Source organism: Gemella haemolysans (assembly GCF_028308085.1).
GTDB lineage: Bacteria > Bacillota > Bacilli > Staphylococcales > Gemellaceae > Gemella > Gemella haemolysans_D.
In genome coordinates this window covers 99,403-116,459 of the sequence record NZ_JAQMFS010000055.1, presented here as the reverse complement: position 1 = coordinate 116,459, position 17,057 = coordinate 99,403, and the positions used below count along the sequence as shown (strand labels likewise).

The 17,057-nt window shown below is 33.2% G+C and carries 10 protein-coding genes; 7 read left to right on the top strand and 3 right to left on the bottom strand.

Annotated elements, in window-relative coordinates; genetic code table 11:
* Both PNO30_RS04290 and pdhA read right to left on the bottom strand, forming a co-directional pair.
* The gene (locus tag PNO30_RS04290; RefSeq protein WP_003147587.1) at window positions 1-978 is read right to left on the bottom strand and encodes an alpha-ketoacid dehydrogenase subunit beta; all 978 of its coding nucleotides are present in this window, start codon (window positions 976-978) and stop codon (window positions 1-3) included.
* Window position 979: 1 nt separating this feature from the next.
* Window positions 980-2,086 carry a pyruvate dehydrogenase (acetyl-transferring) E1 component subunit alpha gene (pdhA, locus tag PNO30_RS04285; RefSeq protein WP_271966258.1) on the bottom strand — a complete coding sequence of 369 codons (1,107 nt, stop codon included), beginning with the start codon at window positions 2,084-2,086 and terminating at the stop codon, window positions 980-982.
* A 303-nt stretch (window positions 2,087-2,389) separates the two neighbouring features.
* Between pdhA and PNO30_RS04280 the strand changes: the two genes are divergently transcribed.
* From PNO30_RS04280 to PNO30_RS04260, 5 genes are all read left to right on the top strand, one after another.
* Window positions 2,390-3,004, top strand: a complete 615-nt coding sequence (locus PNO30_RS04280; protein ID WP_271987273.1) for a S1 RNA-binding domain-containing protein — start codon at window positions 2,390-2,392, stop codon at window positions 3,002-3,004.
* Window positions 2,994-4,310, top strand: a complete 1,317-nt coding sequence (tilS, locus tag PNO30_RS04275) for a tRNA lysidine(34) synthetase TilS (protein ID WP_271987272.1) — start codon at window positions 2,994-2,996, stop codon at window positions 4,308-4,310. Before PNO30_RS04280 ends, tilS begins: the two co-directional genes overlap by 11 nt.
* A 4-nt stretch (window positions 4,311-4,314) precedes the next feature.
* Window positions 4,315-4,860 (top strand): hypoxanthine phosphoribosyltransferase, encoded by a 546-nt coding sequence (gene hpt, locus PNO30_RS04270; RefSeq protein ID WP_271966255.1) that lies wholly within the window; start codon window positions 4,315-4,317, stop codon window positions 4,858-4,860.
* Window positions 4,861-4,960: 100 nt separating this feature from the next.
* Window positions 4,961-6,967, top strand: a complete 2,007-nt coding sequence (gene ftsH, locus PNO30_RS04265) for an ATP-dependent zinc metalloprotease FtsH (protein WP_271966254.1) — start codon at window positions 4,961-4,963, stop codon at window positions 6,965-6,967.
* Between the two features lie 179 nt (window positions 6,968-7,146).
* Window positions 7,147-8,115 carry a Fic family protein gene (locus PNO30_RS04260; protein WP_271966253.1) on the top strand — a complete coding sequence of 323 codons (969 nt, stop codon included), beginning with the start codon at window positions 7,147-7,149 and terminating at the stop codon, window positions 8,113-8,115.
* A gap of 71 nt (window positions 8,116-8,186) precedes the next feature.
* On the opposite strand, the gene PNO30_RS04255 is transcribed toward PNO30_RS04260, so the two are convergent.
* Window positions 8,187-10,418: an HAD-IC family P-type ATPase gene (locus tag PNO30_RS04255; protein WP_271966252.1), complete on the bottom strand. Its 2,232-nt coding sequence runs from the start codon at window positions 10,416-10,418 to the stop codon at window positions 8,187-8,189.
* Window positions 10,419-10,694: 276 nt separating this feature from the next.
* Between PNO30_RS04255 and PNO30_RS04250 the strand changes: the two genes are divergently transcribed.
* Together PNO30_RS04250 and PNO30_RS04245 are read left to right on the top strand one after the other, a co-directional pair.
* Window positions 10,695-16,079 (top strand): S8 family serine peptidase, encoded by a 5,385-nt coding sequence (locus PNO30_RS04250; protein ID WP_271987271.1) that lies wholly within the window; start codon window positions 10,695-10,697, stop codon window positions 16,077-16,079.
* A gap of 221 nt (window positions 16,080-16,300) precedes the next feature.
* A complete protein-coding gene (locus tag PNO30_RS04245) occupies window positions 16,301-17,050 on the top strand; it encodes a protein-ADP-ribose hydrolase (RefSeq protein WP_271966250.1) in 750 nt (249 codons plus the stop codon).
* Window positions 17,051-17,057: the final 7 nt, after the last annotated feature.

Sequence of the window (17,057 nt, the reverse complement as noted above, 5' to 3'; positions counted from 1 at the left end):
TTAAAAGTCATAGACTTCTTTAACTTTATTAACGATGTCTGCTGGAGTAGGTAGCCAATATTCTTCAGCTAACCCAAATGAAAATGTAGTATCAGGAGAAGTAACTCGTCCAACAGGTGCATCTAGATACATAAATGCACGTTCAGAAATTTCTGATAGAAGTTGTCCAGCAACCCCAGCTTGACGTTGAGACTCTTGAACTACTATCACACGTCCTGTTTTCTTAACAGAAGATATAATAGTTTCCATATCGACAGGAGAGATAGTTCTAAGGTCAACAACTTCAACAGAGATACCTTCTTTTTCTAATTGTTCAGCAGCTTTTAAGCTATAGTGAACCATAAGACCGTATGTAATGATTGAAACATCTGTTCCTTCTCTAACAACGCTTGCTTTGTCTAATGGTACACGATATCCTTCGTCTGGAACTTCACCTTTAATTGAGCGATACATTCTAAGATGTTCTAAGAATATAACTGGATCGTTACTTTCGATAGAAGAAATTAATAATCCTTTTGCATCATAGGGATTACTAGGAATTACTACACGAAGTCCAGGAATTTGAGCTAAAATTCCGTCTAAGCTATCTGAGTGTAATTCAGGAGTATGGACAGGCCCTCCGAATGTAGAGCGTATAGTAACTGCCATGTTTCGAGTATTTCCTGAACGATATCTAAAACGAGCTAATTGAGAGTATACTGCATCGAAACCTTCTAAAATAAAACTTAAAAATTGAATTTCAGGGATAGGTCTAAATCCTTCAGCTGCTAGTCCAATAGCAAGACCCAAGATACCTGATTCAGCTAAAGGAGTATCTAATACTCTTTTATCTCCATATTTTGCTTGTAAACCATCTGTAATCCTAAAAACTCCACCGTTAACTCCGACATCTTCACCGAATATTAAAGTTTTTTCATCAGTTTTTAATTTGTAATCAAGTGCTTCTGTGACTGCTTGCGCAATAGTTTTCTCAGACATATTAGTTCGCCTCCCTTTGTTTGTATATTTCGATTTGTTCTTTAATGTTTTGGGTAGGAATTTCAAACATATTTTCTAAAAATGTTGAAACTTTTTGTTTTTCAGCTTTGTTTATTGCAACCATCGCTTCTTTAATTTGACGTTTTACATCATCGATTGTTTCTTCTTCTATTTCGCTATTCCATAATCCTTTTTTCTCAAGATATTTTCTTAATCGAATTAGTGGATCTTTTTTCTGCCATGATGATACTTCTTCATCAGTACGATAACGAGTTGGATCATCTGACATAGTGTGTGGTCCTAGACGATAAGTAAATGCTTCGATTAGAACAGGTCCATGTTCAATTGCATATTCACGTGCTTTAGATACAGCGGCATACATTGCCAATGGATCCATACCATCTACTTTTATACTAGCGATACCAGCAGCAACCCCTTTTTGTGCTAGTGTAATTGACTTAGTCTGTTTAGATATAGGAGTAGAGATACCATAACCGTTGTTTTGCAAAATAGTAATTAAAGGAGCATTATACACTCCAGCAAAATTTAATCCTTCATAGAAGTCCCCTTGAGAAGATCCACCATCTCCACAAAATGCTAGTACAACATTTTTTTCACCTTTTAGGCGTTTTCCAAAAGCAACACCAGCAGCATGTGGCATTTGTCCACCAACAATAACTTGAGGAGAGAAGGCGCATAATGATTCAGGATATTGGTTAGCTTTTAAATGACCTTTATACCATAAAAAAGCTTGTTCTATTGTTAAGCCGTGAATAAGTAGTGGAGGGATATCGCGATAGGTAGGAACAAGAAAATCATTTTTTTCAAGGGCGAATGTTGTCGCTAATTGACTAGCTTCTTGACCACCGGCAGGTGGATAGTTACCTAGAGCCCCTTGTCTATTTAAAATAATTACTCTCTCGTCATATGTTCTACCGAAAACTAGAACTTTCATTAATTCCACTAGTTTTTCATCACTAATATCAGGAAACAAATCTGGATTAGTAACTTCACCATCTTCGTTTAGAACTTGATACATAGGAAACAATTCAGCTGGTTTCTTTATTGAATCTTCGAATGTGAATGGTCCTTGTTTAACAATTTTCATAATTTATCACTCCTTAAATTTTGTATTATTGAAAACGATTTCTACACTTTAATTATAATGGATTTACACAAAATTTACTAATTGTATTTTTTTATAGTAATATTAAAAAAATTTATATTAATCAATTGCTACTTAATGATACAGATTAATATTTTTGAGGATATAGCTTTGAATTGTCTTTGATATTTCAATAGATGAATAGAGTGTGGTATAATATTTAAGTGAAACAAATAGGAATGATTTAAGAGGTTTGAACTATTAAAATTATATAGTTTATATCTAAGTTGATAGCGAGGTGATTGAATGAGTAAAGTTTCAGGTAAGGTAACAAAGGTTGAAAGTAAAGGACTGTATATAAAACTAGAAAATGGTAAAGATGCATTTTTACCAAAGGAAAATATGTTTATAGGTAAAAAGAAAAAGTTAGAGGAGATTTTTTCTGTTGGTTTTGTTATTAAAGCAGAGGAGAAAAGTACGAAGGATTCTTTAGTGATCTTAACACAAAAAGAGTTAAAACAAGCTGAAGTTGAGAAGAAAAAAGTAGAGAAAAACTCTAAAGAAAAACAGAATAAAAAGAAAAACAAACCGAAGACACCGATTAAAAAAGAAGTCAAAGAGCAACCAGAGGCTCAGAAAAAGCAAGAAGTACAGGAAGAAAAAGAAGAGCCTAAGCAAGAGACAAAAACTCTAAAAGATTTGAAAAAACTTCAATTTATAGGTAATATGAAGATTTCAGTAGGAAAAGGTAAGAAGAGCAATATTACCGAGCTGTCTGAGGAAAAAGAAGAGAAAAAAGAAATCCCCCCAGCACCAGAAGGACTACTAGAAAATATAATCTTAACGACGAAGCAAGCTGAAGATAAGTTTGAGAAAATCAAAAAAGGTCTTCAAGAGAGAGGTTATCTAGATGGACATTAATCTTTTATGGCAAAAAACTGATAAAATAGCACTAGGTCTGTCAGGAGGGGTAGACTCTATAGTTTTATTTCATCTACTTGTAACGAAGTATAAAGAAAGTTATAAGGAACTAGTGGCATTTCACATAAATCATGGACTAAGAGAAGAATCTTACGAAGAAGCTGAATTTGTAGAGAATTTTGTTAAAAACTATAACGTGAAATTTTATAAAAAAGAGCTAAATATGAATGGCTTAGCAAGGGACAGCCACACATCAGAGGAAATGCTCGCAAGAAAACTGCGTTACGAAGCATTTGAGGAGATGTCTTCGTTTGAAGGTGGAGTGAAGTTAGTAACTGCTCATCACAAAAATGATCAGGTAGAAAATATTCTTATGAGACTACTTAGCGGACGTAGTATGGATTATAACTTGATGATAGAAGAGCAGACTACTATCGGAAACTTAGAAGTTTATCGTCCGTTATTAAATATATTAAAAATTGATCTTGAGCAGTATGCTGATAAAAATAACTTGAAATACTACGTTGATTCAACAAACTTAGATACTGACTACACTAGAAATAATATAAGGCACAACATTGTACCATTGTTGAACGATGTAAATGCTGCGAGTTTTGATAATCTGATTAATTTTTCTAGTTATTATCAAAATATTAATACGGAGCTAAAAAACAAAGTATTAGAAGCTAAAAATGACTATGTAATTTCTGAAGAAGAAGGTAAGGTTGAATTAAACAAAGAAAAGCTATTAAAAAATACTAAAGAAGAAGTTTATTTTTTACTAAGAGATATATTAGCAAATAATTTTGGTATTTTTGATGTGAAACAAAGAGCCCTATTTACAATAATAGATGACTTAAAAAACAGAAATAACAATAAAAGTTATGATTTGAAAAATAATTTAAAAATAATTAGCGAATATAATAGTATTTATATTCATAAAATCGAAAAAAAATGTTATAATGATAGGATAGAATTAATAATAGATGAAGTGGATATAAATAAAGTTTATACGTTTCATCAGAGTAATTTTCTAATAACGACAATGAATAATTCATCTGAAGTAGGATTTAACAGGGAAGACTTGCCGCTTGTAGTTACTACTAAGAGGGATGGAGATAGGATTCAAAGAGGTAAAGTTAGTAAAAAACTTTCCCGTCTTTTTATCGATGAAAAAATCCCTAGAGAACTTAGAGATAAACTTCCAGTAATTCGCAATAAAGATGGGGTTTTAGGAGTTTTAGGAATAAATACTAAAGTCAACAAAAATAAAAAATATGATTATTATATAAACATGAAAGGATAAAACAGTGGAAAATTTATTAAAAGATATCGAGAAAGTTCTATTTACACACGAGGAAATCGTAGTTGCTAGTAAAAGAATCGCTAAACAAATTGAAGAGGATTATAAAGATAAATCTCCTGTTCTAATTTGTACATTAAAAGGTGCATTACCTTTTATGGCAGAACTTATGAAGCATATTGATATTCATATAGTTACTGACTTCATGGATGTGTCTAGTTATCACGGAGGAACTGAATCTTCTGGTGTAATTAAAATCAAAAAAGATTGTGGAATGGATATCGAAGGTCGTCACGTAATTATCGTTGAAGACATCGTAGATACAGGAAGAACTCTTAAAGCTCTTATTGAAAACCTAAAAGGAAGAAATGTTGCTTCTGTAGCATGTGCTTCACTAGTAGATAAACCTGAAACTCGTGTAGTTGATGTTGAAGCTGACTACATCGGAATAGTTTCACCAAATGAATTCCTAGTAGGGTTTGGTTTAGACTATGATGAGAGATATAGAAACTTACCTTATATCGGTGTTCTAAAAGAAGAAATTTACTCATAATAATATTTTAATCAAAAAAGGTCAAAATATTAGTCAAACTTTAGTTACATATGGTAAAATAAATTATGTTTAGAAAAATGATAGGAGGAAGATTGTCTATATGAATAATAAAAAAAGGCAAAACCCTATCCTTGGTATGCTTGCGTTAATCGTTATTGCGATTGGATTATTTGCTTATTGGCAACAAGATTTACCTGGGACAACTGAAAAAATAGACTATGCTAAACTTGTTCAGACTATTAAAGATGACAAAGTTAAAGAAATAAGTCTACAAAGAAAAGATGAGAACTACAATGTTAAAGGTACTTATACAGATGGTAATAAGAACTTCGAGAGTGTAGTAGCGGCATCTGATTCTGAAGTACAAAAACAAATTAATGAAAAAGCTAAAGATGGAAAGCTAAGTGTAGTAGAATATAAACCAGCTGAAAAAACTGGAGCAATCTTATCATTCTTAGGTAATATTATTCCATTTATCTTAATGATGGGACTATTAGTTTTCTTTATGTCACAAATGCAAGGTGGCGGTGGAGGCAAAGTAATGAGCTTCCAAAAATCTAAAGCTAAAAAAATAGATGGCGGAGAAGCGAAAGTTACATTCAAAGATGTAGCTGGAGCTGATGAAGAAAAACAAGAACTTGCAGAAATGGTTGAGTTCTTAAAAGATCACCGTAAATTCACTAAGATGGGTGCTAGAATCCCTAAAGGTGTCCTACTTGAGGGTCCTCCAGGGACTGGTAAAACTTTACTAGCTCGTGCTGTAGCTGGTGAGGCGAAAGTACCATTCTTCTCAATCTCAGGATCTGACTTCGTTGAGATGTTCGTAGGGGTAGGGGCAAGTCGTGTTCGTGACCTATTCAAAGAAGCTGAAAAAAATGCACCATGTATCATTTTCATCGATGAGATTGATGCTGTAGGACGTAAACGTGGAAGCGGAGTAGGTGGAGGAAATGACGAACGTGAACAAACTCTTAACCAACTTCTTGTTGAAATGGATGGATTCGATGGTGAAAAAGGTATTATCGTAATTGCAGCTACTAACCGTGCTGATGTATTAGATAACGCCCTTAGAAGACCAGGACGTTTCGACAGACAAATTAAAGTTTCTACACCTGATGTAAAAGGTCGTGAAGCTATTCTTAAAGTGCATGCTAAAAACAAACCACTTGCTAAAGGTGTTGAACTTCGTTCATTAGCAGAAAAAACTCCAGGATTCTCTGGTGCTGACCTTGCTAACATTCTTAACGAAGCAGCATTATTAGCAGCTCGTGAAAACAAATCTAGTATTGATAAAGAAGATCTAGATGAAGCTATGGACAGAGTAATTGGTGGTCCAGCTAAACGTAGTAGAGTATATACTCCAAAAGAAAAACGTTTAGTAGCTTACCACGAAGCAGGTCACGCAATCGTAGGTATGGTACTTGATAGTGCTGATAAAGTGCAAAAAGTTACTATTATCCCACGTGGTGATGCTGGTGGATATAACTTAATGATTCCGGAAGAAGAAAAATACTTCCAAACTCGTACAGATTTAATCGACAAAATCTGTGGATTACTTGGTGGACGTGCTGCAGAGCAAATCTTCTTTAATGAAGTATCTACAGGAGCTCATAACGACTTCGAACGTGTAACAGCTATTGCTCGTGCGATGGTTACAGAATACGGTATGAGTGAAGCTGTAGGTCCAATGCAAGCTCCATTCCACGATCCATACGGTGGACGTCAACTTTCAAGTATCGGTAACTACTCAGAAGAAATGCTGAAAGAAATCGATAAAGAAGTTCGTAAAATTATTAACGAATGTTACTCAAAAGTTCTTCACATTATTGAAACTCACAGAGAACAATTAGAACTTATTGCACAAACTCTTATCGAAGTTGAAACAATCGATAGAAAAGAAATCGTTGCTCTTTACCAATTTGGAAAAATGCCAAAAGACTTAGATGAAAGAGAAGCAGAACAACTAGATAAAGTAGTTAATAAGAAATATTACGAAGAACAAGCTCGTAAAGCCAAAGAAGAAGCTGAGAAAAAAGCTCAAGAAGAGGCCGAAGTAGAGAAAGAAAAAACTGACTCAAACGACGATAAATCTTCAGCCGAAGAATAATAAAGAAACCCTAGATTTGGAACTAACCAAGTCTAGGGTTTTTGTTATACTCTTTTAGTACTATTATAGTAACGTTCAGTGAATGCTCATACTCAAAAATGAGCGATAAATGAGCGATAAATGAGCGATAAATTGTTATTTATGATATAATAATAAAAAGAACTTGATAGGAGAATGCTATGAAACCACCATTTACCATTACGAGTACAATTCTTAATTATCTTATAGAGATTTCTAAAGTATTAGGTAATCTTGAAATAGAAACAAAGAAAAATTTGCATCTAAGAAAAGAAAATAGAATCAAGTCTATCCACTCATCTTTAGCAATTGAGAATAATAGTTTGTCAATAGAACAGATTACAGCAATTATCGATGGAAAGAGAGTTCTGGGAGATCCAAAGGAAATTAAAGAAGTAAAAAATGCATATGAAGCATATGAAAAAATATTGAACTTGAATCCATATAGTGAGAAAGATTTTTTACTCGCTCATAAATTATTAACTACAGAAATAGTGGGACAATCTGGAAAATATAGGAATTCAGATGTAGGGATTTTTGATGAACAGGGGAATATGGTTCATCTAGGAGCAAGACCCCAGTTTATTGGTCATCTAATGGGAGAATTATTTGACTGGGGACGTAAAGATGATACTCCAGAACTTGTAAAGAGTTGTGTATTTCACTATGAAATAGAGATGATTCACCCTTTTGAAGATGGAAATGGTAGAATGGGAAGGTTATGGCAAAATGTTATTTTAGCTAATTGGAATCCATTATTTAGTTGGATTCCCATTGAAACTATAATATATGAAAATCAACAGCGATATTATAAAGTTTTAGCGCAGGCAGACAGAAACAATAATTCAACAATATTCATTGAATTTATGTTAGGTGTCATATTAGAAACGCTACTAGCATATAAGGAACCTGATGATAAGATAAAAGAACTGTCTAAAGCAGAACAGGATGTTTTTGAAAAAATAAAAGAATACTTGAAAAATGAGAAATATATTACTGTGACAATAGCTTGTAAATTAATCGAAAAATCTAAGCCAACTGTTAGAAGATATATTTCGAAATTTGTTGAGTATGAGCTATTAGAATCTCATGGAGAAAATAAGGATAGAAGATATTCGTTGAAAAAATAAATAAAAAGATATCAGAGAGAAGTATGAAAATAGATGCTAGATTCTATTAATGCTCTGATATCTTCTATTTTTTATTTGATTTTTCTTCTCGTAAAGAAGTGGACTGTTGAGATTACTATTGCAAGTATAATTATATAAATTATTTGAGAAAATACTAATGGTGTAAAGTGATTTTTCAGGATAAATATATTAACTCCCACACCTATAATTGCAGCGATACTTAACATAGAAAGTAGTGCAACTTTATATTTGTTAAGAGGTAAGCTGACTTTTGCAACCATACATAATCCATTTATTAACGCAAGAAGGAAACAGATGAATTTTGCTTGTGAATTATCTGTGATGGCAAAGTTTGTCAGTAGTACTGTAGCTACTAAAATACCACCCCCGATTGCAGCGTTTGTCAGTATATCCTTCATGAAGTTATTGCTTACTTTTTCCTTATTCGCTTCAAAAGTTAGGAAGAATGATGGAATACCGATTGTTATCGCTGAAATAATCGTAAATTGAATCGGTATAAATGCAAACTCCAAGGCGAAGATTACACTAAGTATTGAGAAGACAATCGAGAAGAATGTCTTTGTTAGGAATAGAGAAGCTACCTTTTGAATGTTATTAATAACACGACGTCCTTCCATAAGTATATCGTAAAATACTCCGAAGTCATCTGTTAAAAATACGATATTTGATACACTTTTTGCAGCGCTAGTAGCACCATTCATAGCAAAACTAATATCAGCCTTTTTCAAGGCAAGAACATCGTTAACACCGTCACCACTCATAGCGACAGTCTTACCGGCTTTTTGTAATACGTCCACCATTCTTTGTTTTTGTTCAGGAGTAACACGTCCGAAAATATCATTCTCAAGAACAGTTTTTTCGAAATGCTCGTCAGTTACTTTAGTCATATCGATAGCCTTAGCATCTTCTTTGAAACCAGCTTTCTTAGCTACACCGTAAACAGCTATATGGTTATCTCCGCTGATTATTTTCACTTCAACACCTTGTGACTCGAAGTATTTGAATGTTTCTTGTGTATTTTCTTTAATTTCATCCGATAGAACTACATGTCCCACAAGTTTCATATTAGTAGGGACGTTTGTACTGTCTTCAGTATAGGCTAACGATAAAATTCTATAACCTTCTCTTTTTAGATTTTCGTAATATTCATCCATTTTATCTGAGAAACCTAAAAATTCATATGCCCCGAAGAAATATGTTCCACCATTTTTTAGCTTTATAAATGAATATTTATTTTTACTAGAAAAGGCTCCTAATTCCGCTATATCCCACTGTTTTTCACATGTTAAATAATTTTTTAAAGCCTTAGATGTCGCATTTTCATCATCGAAGTATGCAAGATAGCTTGATAGTTTTTCTGCAACTTCTTCATTAATTTCTACCACATTCATATTACCTGTAGTGATAGTTCCTGTTTTATCGAAACAAAGAACATCAACTCTAGCAAGAGTTTCCACGCAGTATAATTCCTGAACTAGAACTTTCTTTTTAGCGAGTTTCATCGCAGCAACTGCAAGAGAAACGCTGACAAGTAGGATTAAACCTTCAGGAATCATACCTACTAAAGCTCCAGCACTACGCAAGACTATTTCTACATAACCACGTCCCAGACTAGCTCCACGCATATACAGCATAATTGCGACAGGAACTAATAGAATAGATATAACTTTTAAGATTTTATCCATATAGTCACGAAGTTTAGATGGATATTTCTTAAACTCTTTAGTGCTTTTAGCAAGCTTATTGATATAGCTATCTTCACCAACAGCAATAGTTCTTACTAAACAACTACCACTTACTACGTTGCTACCACTCATTACTTTATCACCAGCAGTTTTAAAGATATTGTCACTTTCACCAGTTAGCAGGGATTCATCGACCTCTATACTACCCTCAATGATTTCAGCATCAACAGGAATCTGATCACCGAGATTTAAGTGTAAATATTCTCCAAGGACGATTTCTTCAGAATCTATATTTATTATTTCATTATCACGATTTACTCGATATTTACTTCTCCCTAGCAAACTGAGCTTTTCAAGGGCATTTTTCGAACGAACTTCTTGAAAAATACCAATTGCAGTATTTATAGTAATTACACCTAAAAACAACATATTTTCAAATCTAAGTGTCGTGGCTATAAATGCTGCTAAAACTAAGTTCATAGCATTGAAAAAAGTAAAAATATTAGAAAAGATAATCTCTTTTGTAGTTTTATAAGGTTTTATATCACTAATATTTTTTTTCGCTTTAGTTATTTCTTCACTAGTTAAATATTTCATTCTACCTCCGCCATAACTATATTTTTTAATTAGTTTCTATTTTATCACACTTTAGTACAGTTTGGAAAATTAAAGGATGATGTATTAAAAAATATAGTGGTAGCTGTGGTTAACTGATATTGAGTCTATTAAAAAATAATAAGGAATAATTAAAAACATTATATCTATTAGTTAATTTTACTTGTATATCTGAATATTAATTTTGATTTTCAGAAATTATATGTTAAAATATAGAAATATACTTTAAATATACTTGAAAAGATAGGAGATGAAGAAATGACGCTGGCTAAGAAAACAGCAGTAAGTGTGCTAAGTGCAGCATTACTACTAGGAAATATCAGTACATTTAATTATGGAGTACCATCAAAGATAACACTAGCTCAAGAAGAAAAAAAAGACGAGCTATCAAATGTTTCAAAAAGTGAAGAACATAAGTTCCAGAATGATGATAAGGTAAAAGTTATTGTTAAGTTAAAGGGTGATGTTGATCCTAACAAGTTAAAAACCAAAGAAGGAATTAAAGAAGTTACAGAATCAACAAAAGCACCTAGAGAAAAGGCATTAAAAGATATTAAAGATAAAGGTATCGAGTATAAAAAACTGTTTGAGTACGATACATTGATGAATGGTTTTGCCTTAGAAACTACATTCTCGAATGCTAAAAAAATTCAAGAGTTAGACTTTGTAGATACTGTTGAAATGAGTGTTAGCTACAATAAACCAGAAAATGTAGCAAGTAAAGAAGAGAAGAAAGAAAGCACAGAAGCTAATGATTTTTCTAAAGCTTTAGACAGTTATAATCTTATTAATATACAACCTCTTTGGAATAAAGGATACAGAGGACAAGGAAAAGTTGTCGCTGTATTAGATTCTGGACTTGATCCTAATCATCCAGTGCTTAGATTATCAGATAATTCAAAATCTAAATACAAATCTAAAGATGAAATTGAAAAAATAAAAAAAGAAGCGGGTATAGACTACGGTAAGTGGTATAGTGAAAAATTACCATTTGCATTTAACTATAACGACTGGAATAATGATATTAAACAAAGTGCATATAAATCACATGGGATGCACGTTGCTGGGACTGCAGTAGGTAATCCTAAGGAGAAATTCACAAATGGTGATTACGTAACAGGTATAGCACCTGAAGCACAGTTAATTTTTATGCGTGTATTCTCAGATACTAAAAATGCTGGAACAGAGTCTTATATTTATACAAAAGCTATAGAAGATGCTATTAAATTAGGTGCAGATACTATAAATCTAAGTTTAGGTTCACCAGCTGGTTCAGTTGTAGAAGTGGGTGATGGTCTAGTTCGTGCAATGGATGTCGCGAAAAAAGCCGGGGTTAATATAGTCGCAGCGGCAGGGAATAATGCATTCTTTGCTAGTGGACAAACAAACCCAAGTGCAGCTAATCCTGATTATGGAACTGTAGGAAGACCATCGGTTTCTGAAGATGCGATTTCTGTAGCGAATATAAGCAACAGTGTTCTTAACAGAGAAATAGCGAATATCGAGCAGCTTAAAGATAATGCTGATTTTGATAATGGAAAAATGCCAATTTTTAGTTATACTAAACAATTTGAGAAAAAAGCATATGACTATGTATATGTTGGAGTTGGTAAAGCAGAAAACTATGCTGACAAAGATTTAACTGGGAAAATCGCCCTTATTCAACGTGGTGGTAATAGCTTTGAAGAAAAAGTTAAATTAGCTAAACAGTACGGAGCAGCTGGAGCGGTAATCTACTTCAATGAAGGAGACACAATCTACAACTTAACGTTAAATGGTCAGGATAAAGATTTCCCTGTAGTAACAACATACTATAAATTTGGTAATGAACTTTCTACTCATGAAGGAGAATATAAAATAACATTCAATGGAACATGGGATAAACAAGATAATCCTAAAAAAGGTGAATTTGATGAATCTACTGGTTGGGGAATGAGTGTTGATGGATACTTAAAACCTGACGTAACAGCACCAGGAGGAGATATACTATCATCTTATAATGATGGAAGATATGGTCTAGATAGTGGAACAAGTATGGCTTCACCACACGTTGCGGGAGCTATAACTCTTGTGAAACAAGTATTATCAGAAAGATTCCCGAACTTAAGTGCAGAAGAAATTCAAGGATTAGCGAAGAGATTAATCATGAGTACAGCAAATCCTCAGGTATACTCTGATGGTTACACAACAGCATATAGATCGCCACGTCTTCAAGGTGCAGGTTTAATAGATGCGAATAAAGCAGCATATGGAGATCTTTATGTGACTGGAGAAAACAACTACGGAAGTGTTTCTCTAGGAAATGTTGGAGATAAATTTACTTTTAAATTAGTATTACATAATCTATCAGATAAAGCTCAAAACTTACAATATGCAGCTCACCTTACTACAGATAATTATTATGGTGAAGATGCTGGAGTAGATTGGAATGGTAAACTTACAATGACTCCTAAGAAGTTGTTGACAACTGATTGGGCTACTGTAGAAGTTCCAGCAAAAGGTGAAAAAGAAGTAGAAATTACTGTTGATGCTGCAAGTTTCAAAGAAGAACTAGAAAAAGTATTCACTAATGGATATTATCTAGAAGGGTTTGTAACTTTCTATGATGAAGAAAGTGCATTAAAAGCTAATATTCCATTTGTAGGATTTAAAGGTCAGTTCCAAAATCTACCTGTACTAGAAAAACCAATTTATTCTATGAAAAATGGAGAAAAACCAACATATGAGTACGGTTATACTTCAAACCCTAATAACTGGGATTCATTAACAGAAATGAACTTCACAGGAATGTTAACAACTTATAAAGAAGATAAAAAAGATAAGAGAACACTAGCAGGAGCATATGTAAATCCTGTTACTGGTGAAAGATTCTTTACTGATAAAATTTTCTTTTCACCAAATGGTGATGAGAATTATGATGAAATAGGAATGAGAGGGGTATTCTATCGTAACTTCGAAAACTTAAAACTTTCAGTATATGCTAAGGATGATGTAGAACGTAAAAACCCACTTTACCAAAATGGAAATGGTTCTGGTAATAAAAACTTTTACAACAACACAAGTAAAAAATACACATCATTAACTATGACAAACTGGAAAGGTGTTGACAATAACGGTAACCCTCTTCCGGATGGAGAATATCAATATGTAGTTTCTTATAGCGCAGCAGTAAGTGGTGCAGATATGCAAGAGACAACATTCAATGTAGTAATCGATAGAAAAGCTCCGAAAATCACAGGTGCTAACGGTGGTTACTATGACGAAGTAACTCGTAAATTCACACCATATCCAGTACTAGAAGATGGAAGTGGAATATTCTACAAAAAATTAAGCTATGGTAAAAATACTATTGCAGCAAATGAAGATGGAAGTTATACAATTCCAGAAGGTGTAGAATTAAAAGATCTTACTTTTGAAGTTAAAGACTTTGCAGATAACAAGGATAGTATTAATTTATCAAATGTTGAAGGTAATGGTAAAGGAAGCCTAGAAGTAGAAGTTAAGAAAGGTGATGGAACTGGAAACAATTCACGTCGCTTGCGTTACAAGATCACTAATGAAAAAGGTGAAATTGTAGGGGAAGACTTCTCTAGAAATAAACGTACATACCAAGCATTACCATTCGGTAAATATACTGTTGAAGTAGTAATGGTAGATGGAGAGTACAAACTACTTACACCATCAAAAGTTGACTTCGAAATAACAAAAGATAAACCAACAAAAGAGGTTGAATTCAGGGTAGATGAAATTAGCAGAAATGCTACAGAAATCAGTTTCGACAAACAAGTTCCAGAAGGAACAAAAGTTTATGCAGTAGCTCAAGATGGCACTAAAGTATTACTTCCAAAAAGTTTATATGGAAAAAATGCCTTCCAGAAAAACTTAGAAAATGGAACATACACAATTCAAATAGTGACACCTGAAGGATATACTCCAGCAGAAAACAATTTTGAATTAGTAGTAAAAGATGGGCATAACAAAAAGCAAGTTGTTCTGAATGTTGCAGAAAAAGTAGTAAGTGTAGGGACTACTGAGAACTCTAAAGCACAAGGTACAGTAGATTTCACTGAGAAAAAACTTTATAATAATTACAAACTTGTTGTAACAGAACCAACTGCAGAAGAGAAAGCAAATATTCAAAAACAATTAACAGAAGGTAATGTAGACTTAAGAAAATATGATGTTGAATACTTTAACATTCATATTGTAGATGCAACAGGAAAAGAAGTTAAAGTTCCTGGTGATAGAGCGGTAACTTTAGATTTAGCGAAAGCTCCAGAGCGCTTCTTCCATGAAAAAGATGGGAAATTAACAGCTGTAAGCAGTGTTAATTATGCTGATGGTAAGCTTACATTTACTACTGATAGCTTCAGTAACTTCGTAGCATTGACTCCAAAAAATGCTCCAGTTGAGAAAAAAGCGGAAGTGAATAAAGCAGAGCTTCAAAAAGCAATAGAAGCGGATAAAGCGTTAGATGAAACTAAGGAATACAAAAATGCAACTATCGAAGCTAAAGATGCATATAATAAAGCATTAGAGGCAGCTAAGAAAGTTTTTGAAAACGAAAATGCAACTCAAGAGGAAGTAAACAGTGCAGTAGCGAGTCTAAATGAAGCTAAAGTAACATTAGCTAATTCACAACAACCAGAAGTGAAAAAAGAAGTAGATAAAGCTAAATTAATCGAAAAATTAAAAGAAACTGAAAAACTTCAAACTGAGGTTAAATTCAAAAATGCAGGACAAGAGAAAAAAGATAACTTTGTAAATGCTATAAAAGAAGCGACAGCAGTTCTTGATAACAAAGATGCAACTGTAGAAGAAGTTACAGCAGTGTTAGAAAAATTACAACAAGCTGAAAATACTCTTGACGGTAAAGAAGTAGAAGTTCCGAAAAAAGAAGATCCAAGACCAGCGACTGAAACACCGAAGAAAGAAGATCCAAAACCAGCAGTTGAAACGCCGAAAAAAGAAGAGCCAAGACCAGTGGTTGGAGAACCTAAGAAAGAAGAATCAAAACCAGCAGTTGAAACTCCGAAAAAAGAAGAGCCAAGACCAGTGGTTGGAGAACCTAAGAAAGAAGAATCAAAACCAGCGGCTGAAACACCGAAGAAAGAGGAGCCAAAACCAGCAACTGAAGAACCTAAGAAAGAGGAGCCGAAACCAACAGCTGAGGAACCTAAGAAAGAAGAAGGCAACAAACCTCAACCTGAAACACCAAAAGTAGATAAGAAAAAATTAAATGAACAATTAAGTCATTTAGCAGAGGTTAAAGAGAAAGATAGTTTTGAAAGTGCAAGTTCAGAAGATAAGAAAGCTTATTTAGATGCAGTTCAAAAAGCACAAGAACTATTGGCTTCAGCAACTTCTACTCAAGAAGAAGTAGATAAAGCATTAGAAGCATTAAAAGAAGCTGAGAAAAAAGTCTATAAAAAATCAATAAAAGATATTCTAGGTGGTTTTGTTGGAAAAGAAGCTAAGAAGGAAAATACATTTAATGTAGATGAAGATTTCGGAAAAGTTTCAAAATCTAATTCACTATTAGCAAAAACAGGATTAGATAATAATGCGACAGCTTACGCTGGAATAGCAGTTCTAGCCTTAGTAGGATTAACTGTTTATGTAAAACGTCGTAAACAAAAATAAAATAAAATATATCGACTTCATAAGTTAGGATTTAAACCCTGGCTTCTGAAGTCGAATTTTTATATCAATAAATCACTGTGTAAATGAGTTCTCATATAACATTTTTAAAATTTAGAGTTACCTACTAAGTCTATAAAAAATTATAGTGTGACTTTATAATAGACACGTATCTGGGTAGGGTATATAATAAAAACAAGTGACATGGAGGAAGCATTTAGAACATGGAAAAACTAGATTTTTTAATAAAAACACTAAATTCAGAAATAGAAATACCAGAAACGGAAAAAGAAAAGAAAGATTTATTTAGAACACTGATGAACACATGGAAAGTGTCGGAGCTACCGAGTGAATTCTACGAAGTTCAAGATGAGTACTTGCAAGGAGTTCTAAAAGTTAAAGGAATAACAAAGCTAGAAGAATTAACTGAGATTGAAGAAAATATTTACTTATGGCAAGGTGATATTACTACATTGGAAGTAGATGCTATAGTCAATGCGGCAAACAAAGCTTTATTAGGATGTTTAATTCCGCTACATAGATGTATCGACAATGCTATACACTCGCAAGCAGGATTACAACTCAGAAAAGAATGCGATGAAATAATAAAAGAGCAAGGAAGTTTTGAGAAAACGGGACAAGCGAAGATAACAGCGGGATATAACCTACCGGCTAAACATGTTATTCATACTGTTGGGCCGATAATATATCGTGTTGTTGAAGATGACGATAAGGAACTTCTCGCATCATGTTATAGAAATTCTTTAAAATTAGCTTTAGAGAATAATCTTAAGAGCATTGCTTTTTGTTGTATAAGTACGGGAGAATTTAGATTCCCGAATGATCTTGCAGCTGAAATAGCGGTAGTTGAAGTTAGGAAATTCTTTATAGAAAACCCTAATGTTAATTTAAAAGTAGTATTCAATGTATTTAAAGATTTAGATAAAAAATTTTATGAAAACATATTAGGTTAAGGGATAA

Excerpts from the sequence above, each read along its gene's own strand:
- PNO30_RS04290 (WP_003147587.1), bottom strand. The coding sequence starts at position 978 with ATGTCTGAGAAAACTATTGCGCAAGCAGTCACAGAAGCACTTGATTAC.
- pdhA (WP_271966258.1), bottom strand. The coding sequence starts at position 2,086 with ATGAAAATTGTTAAACAAGGACCATTCACATTCGAAGATTCAATAAAG.
- PNO30_RS04280 (WP_271987273.1), top strand. The coding sequence starts at position 2,390 with ATGAGTAAAGTTTCAGGTAAGGTAACAAAGGTTGAAAGTAAAGGACTG.
- tilS (WP_271987272.1), top strand. The coding sequence starts at position 2,994 with ATGGACATTAATCTTTTATGGCAAAAAACTGATAAAATAGCACTAGGT.
- ftsH (WP_271966254.1), top strand. The coding sequence starts at position 4,961 with ATGAATAATAAAAAAAGGCAAAACCCTATCCTTGGTATGCTTGCGTTA.
- PNO30_RS04260 (WP_271966253.1), top strand. The coding sequence starts at position 7,147 with ATGAAACCACCATTTACCATTACGAGTACAATTCTTAATTATCTTATA.
- PNO30_RS04255 (WP_271966252.1), bottom strand. The coding sequence starts at position 10,418 with ATGAAATATTTAACTAGTGAAGAAATAACTAAAGCGAAAAAAAATATT.
- PNO30_RS04250 (WP_271987271.1), top strand. The coding sequence starts at position 10,695 with ATGACGCTGGCTAAGAAAACAGCAGTAAGTGTGCTAAGTGCAGCATTA.
- PNO30_RS04245 (WP_271966250.1), top strand. The coding sequence starts at position 16,301 with ATGGAAAAACTAGATTTTTTAATAAAAACACTAAATTCAGAAATAGAA.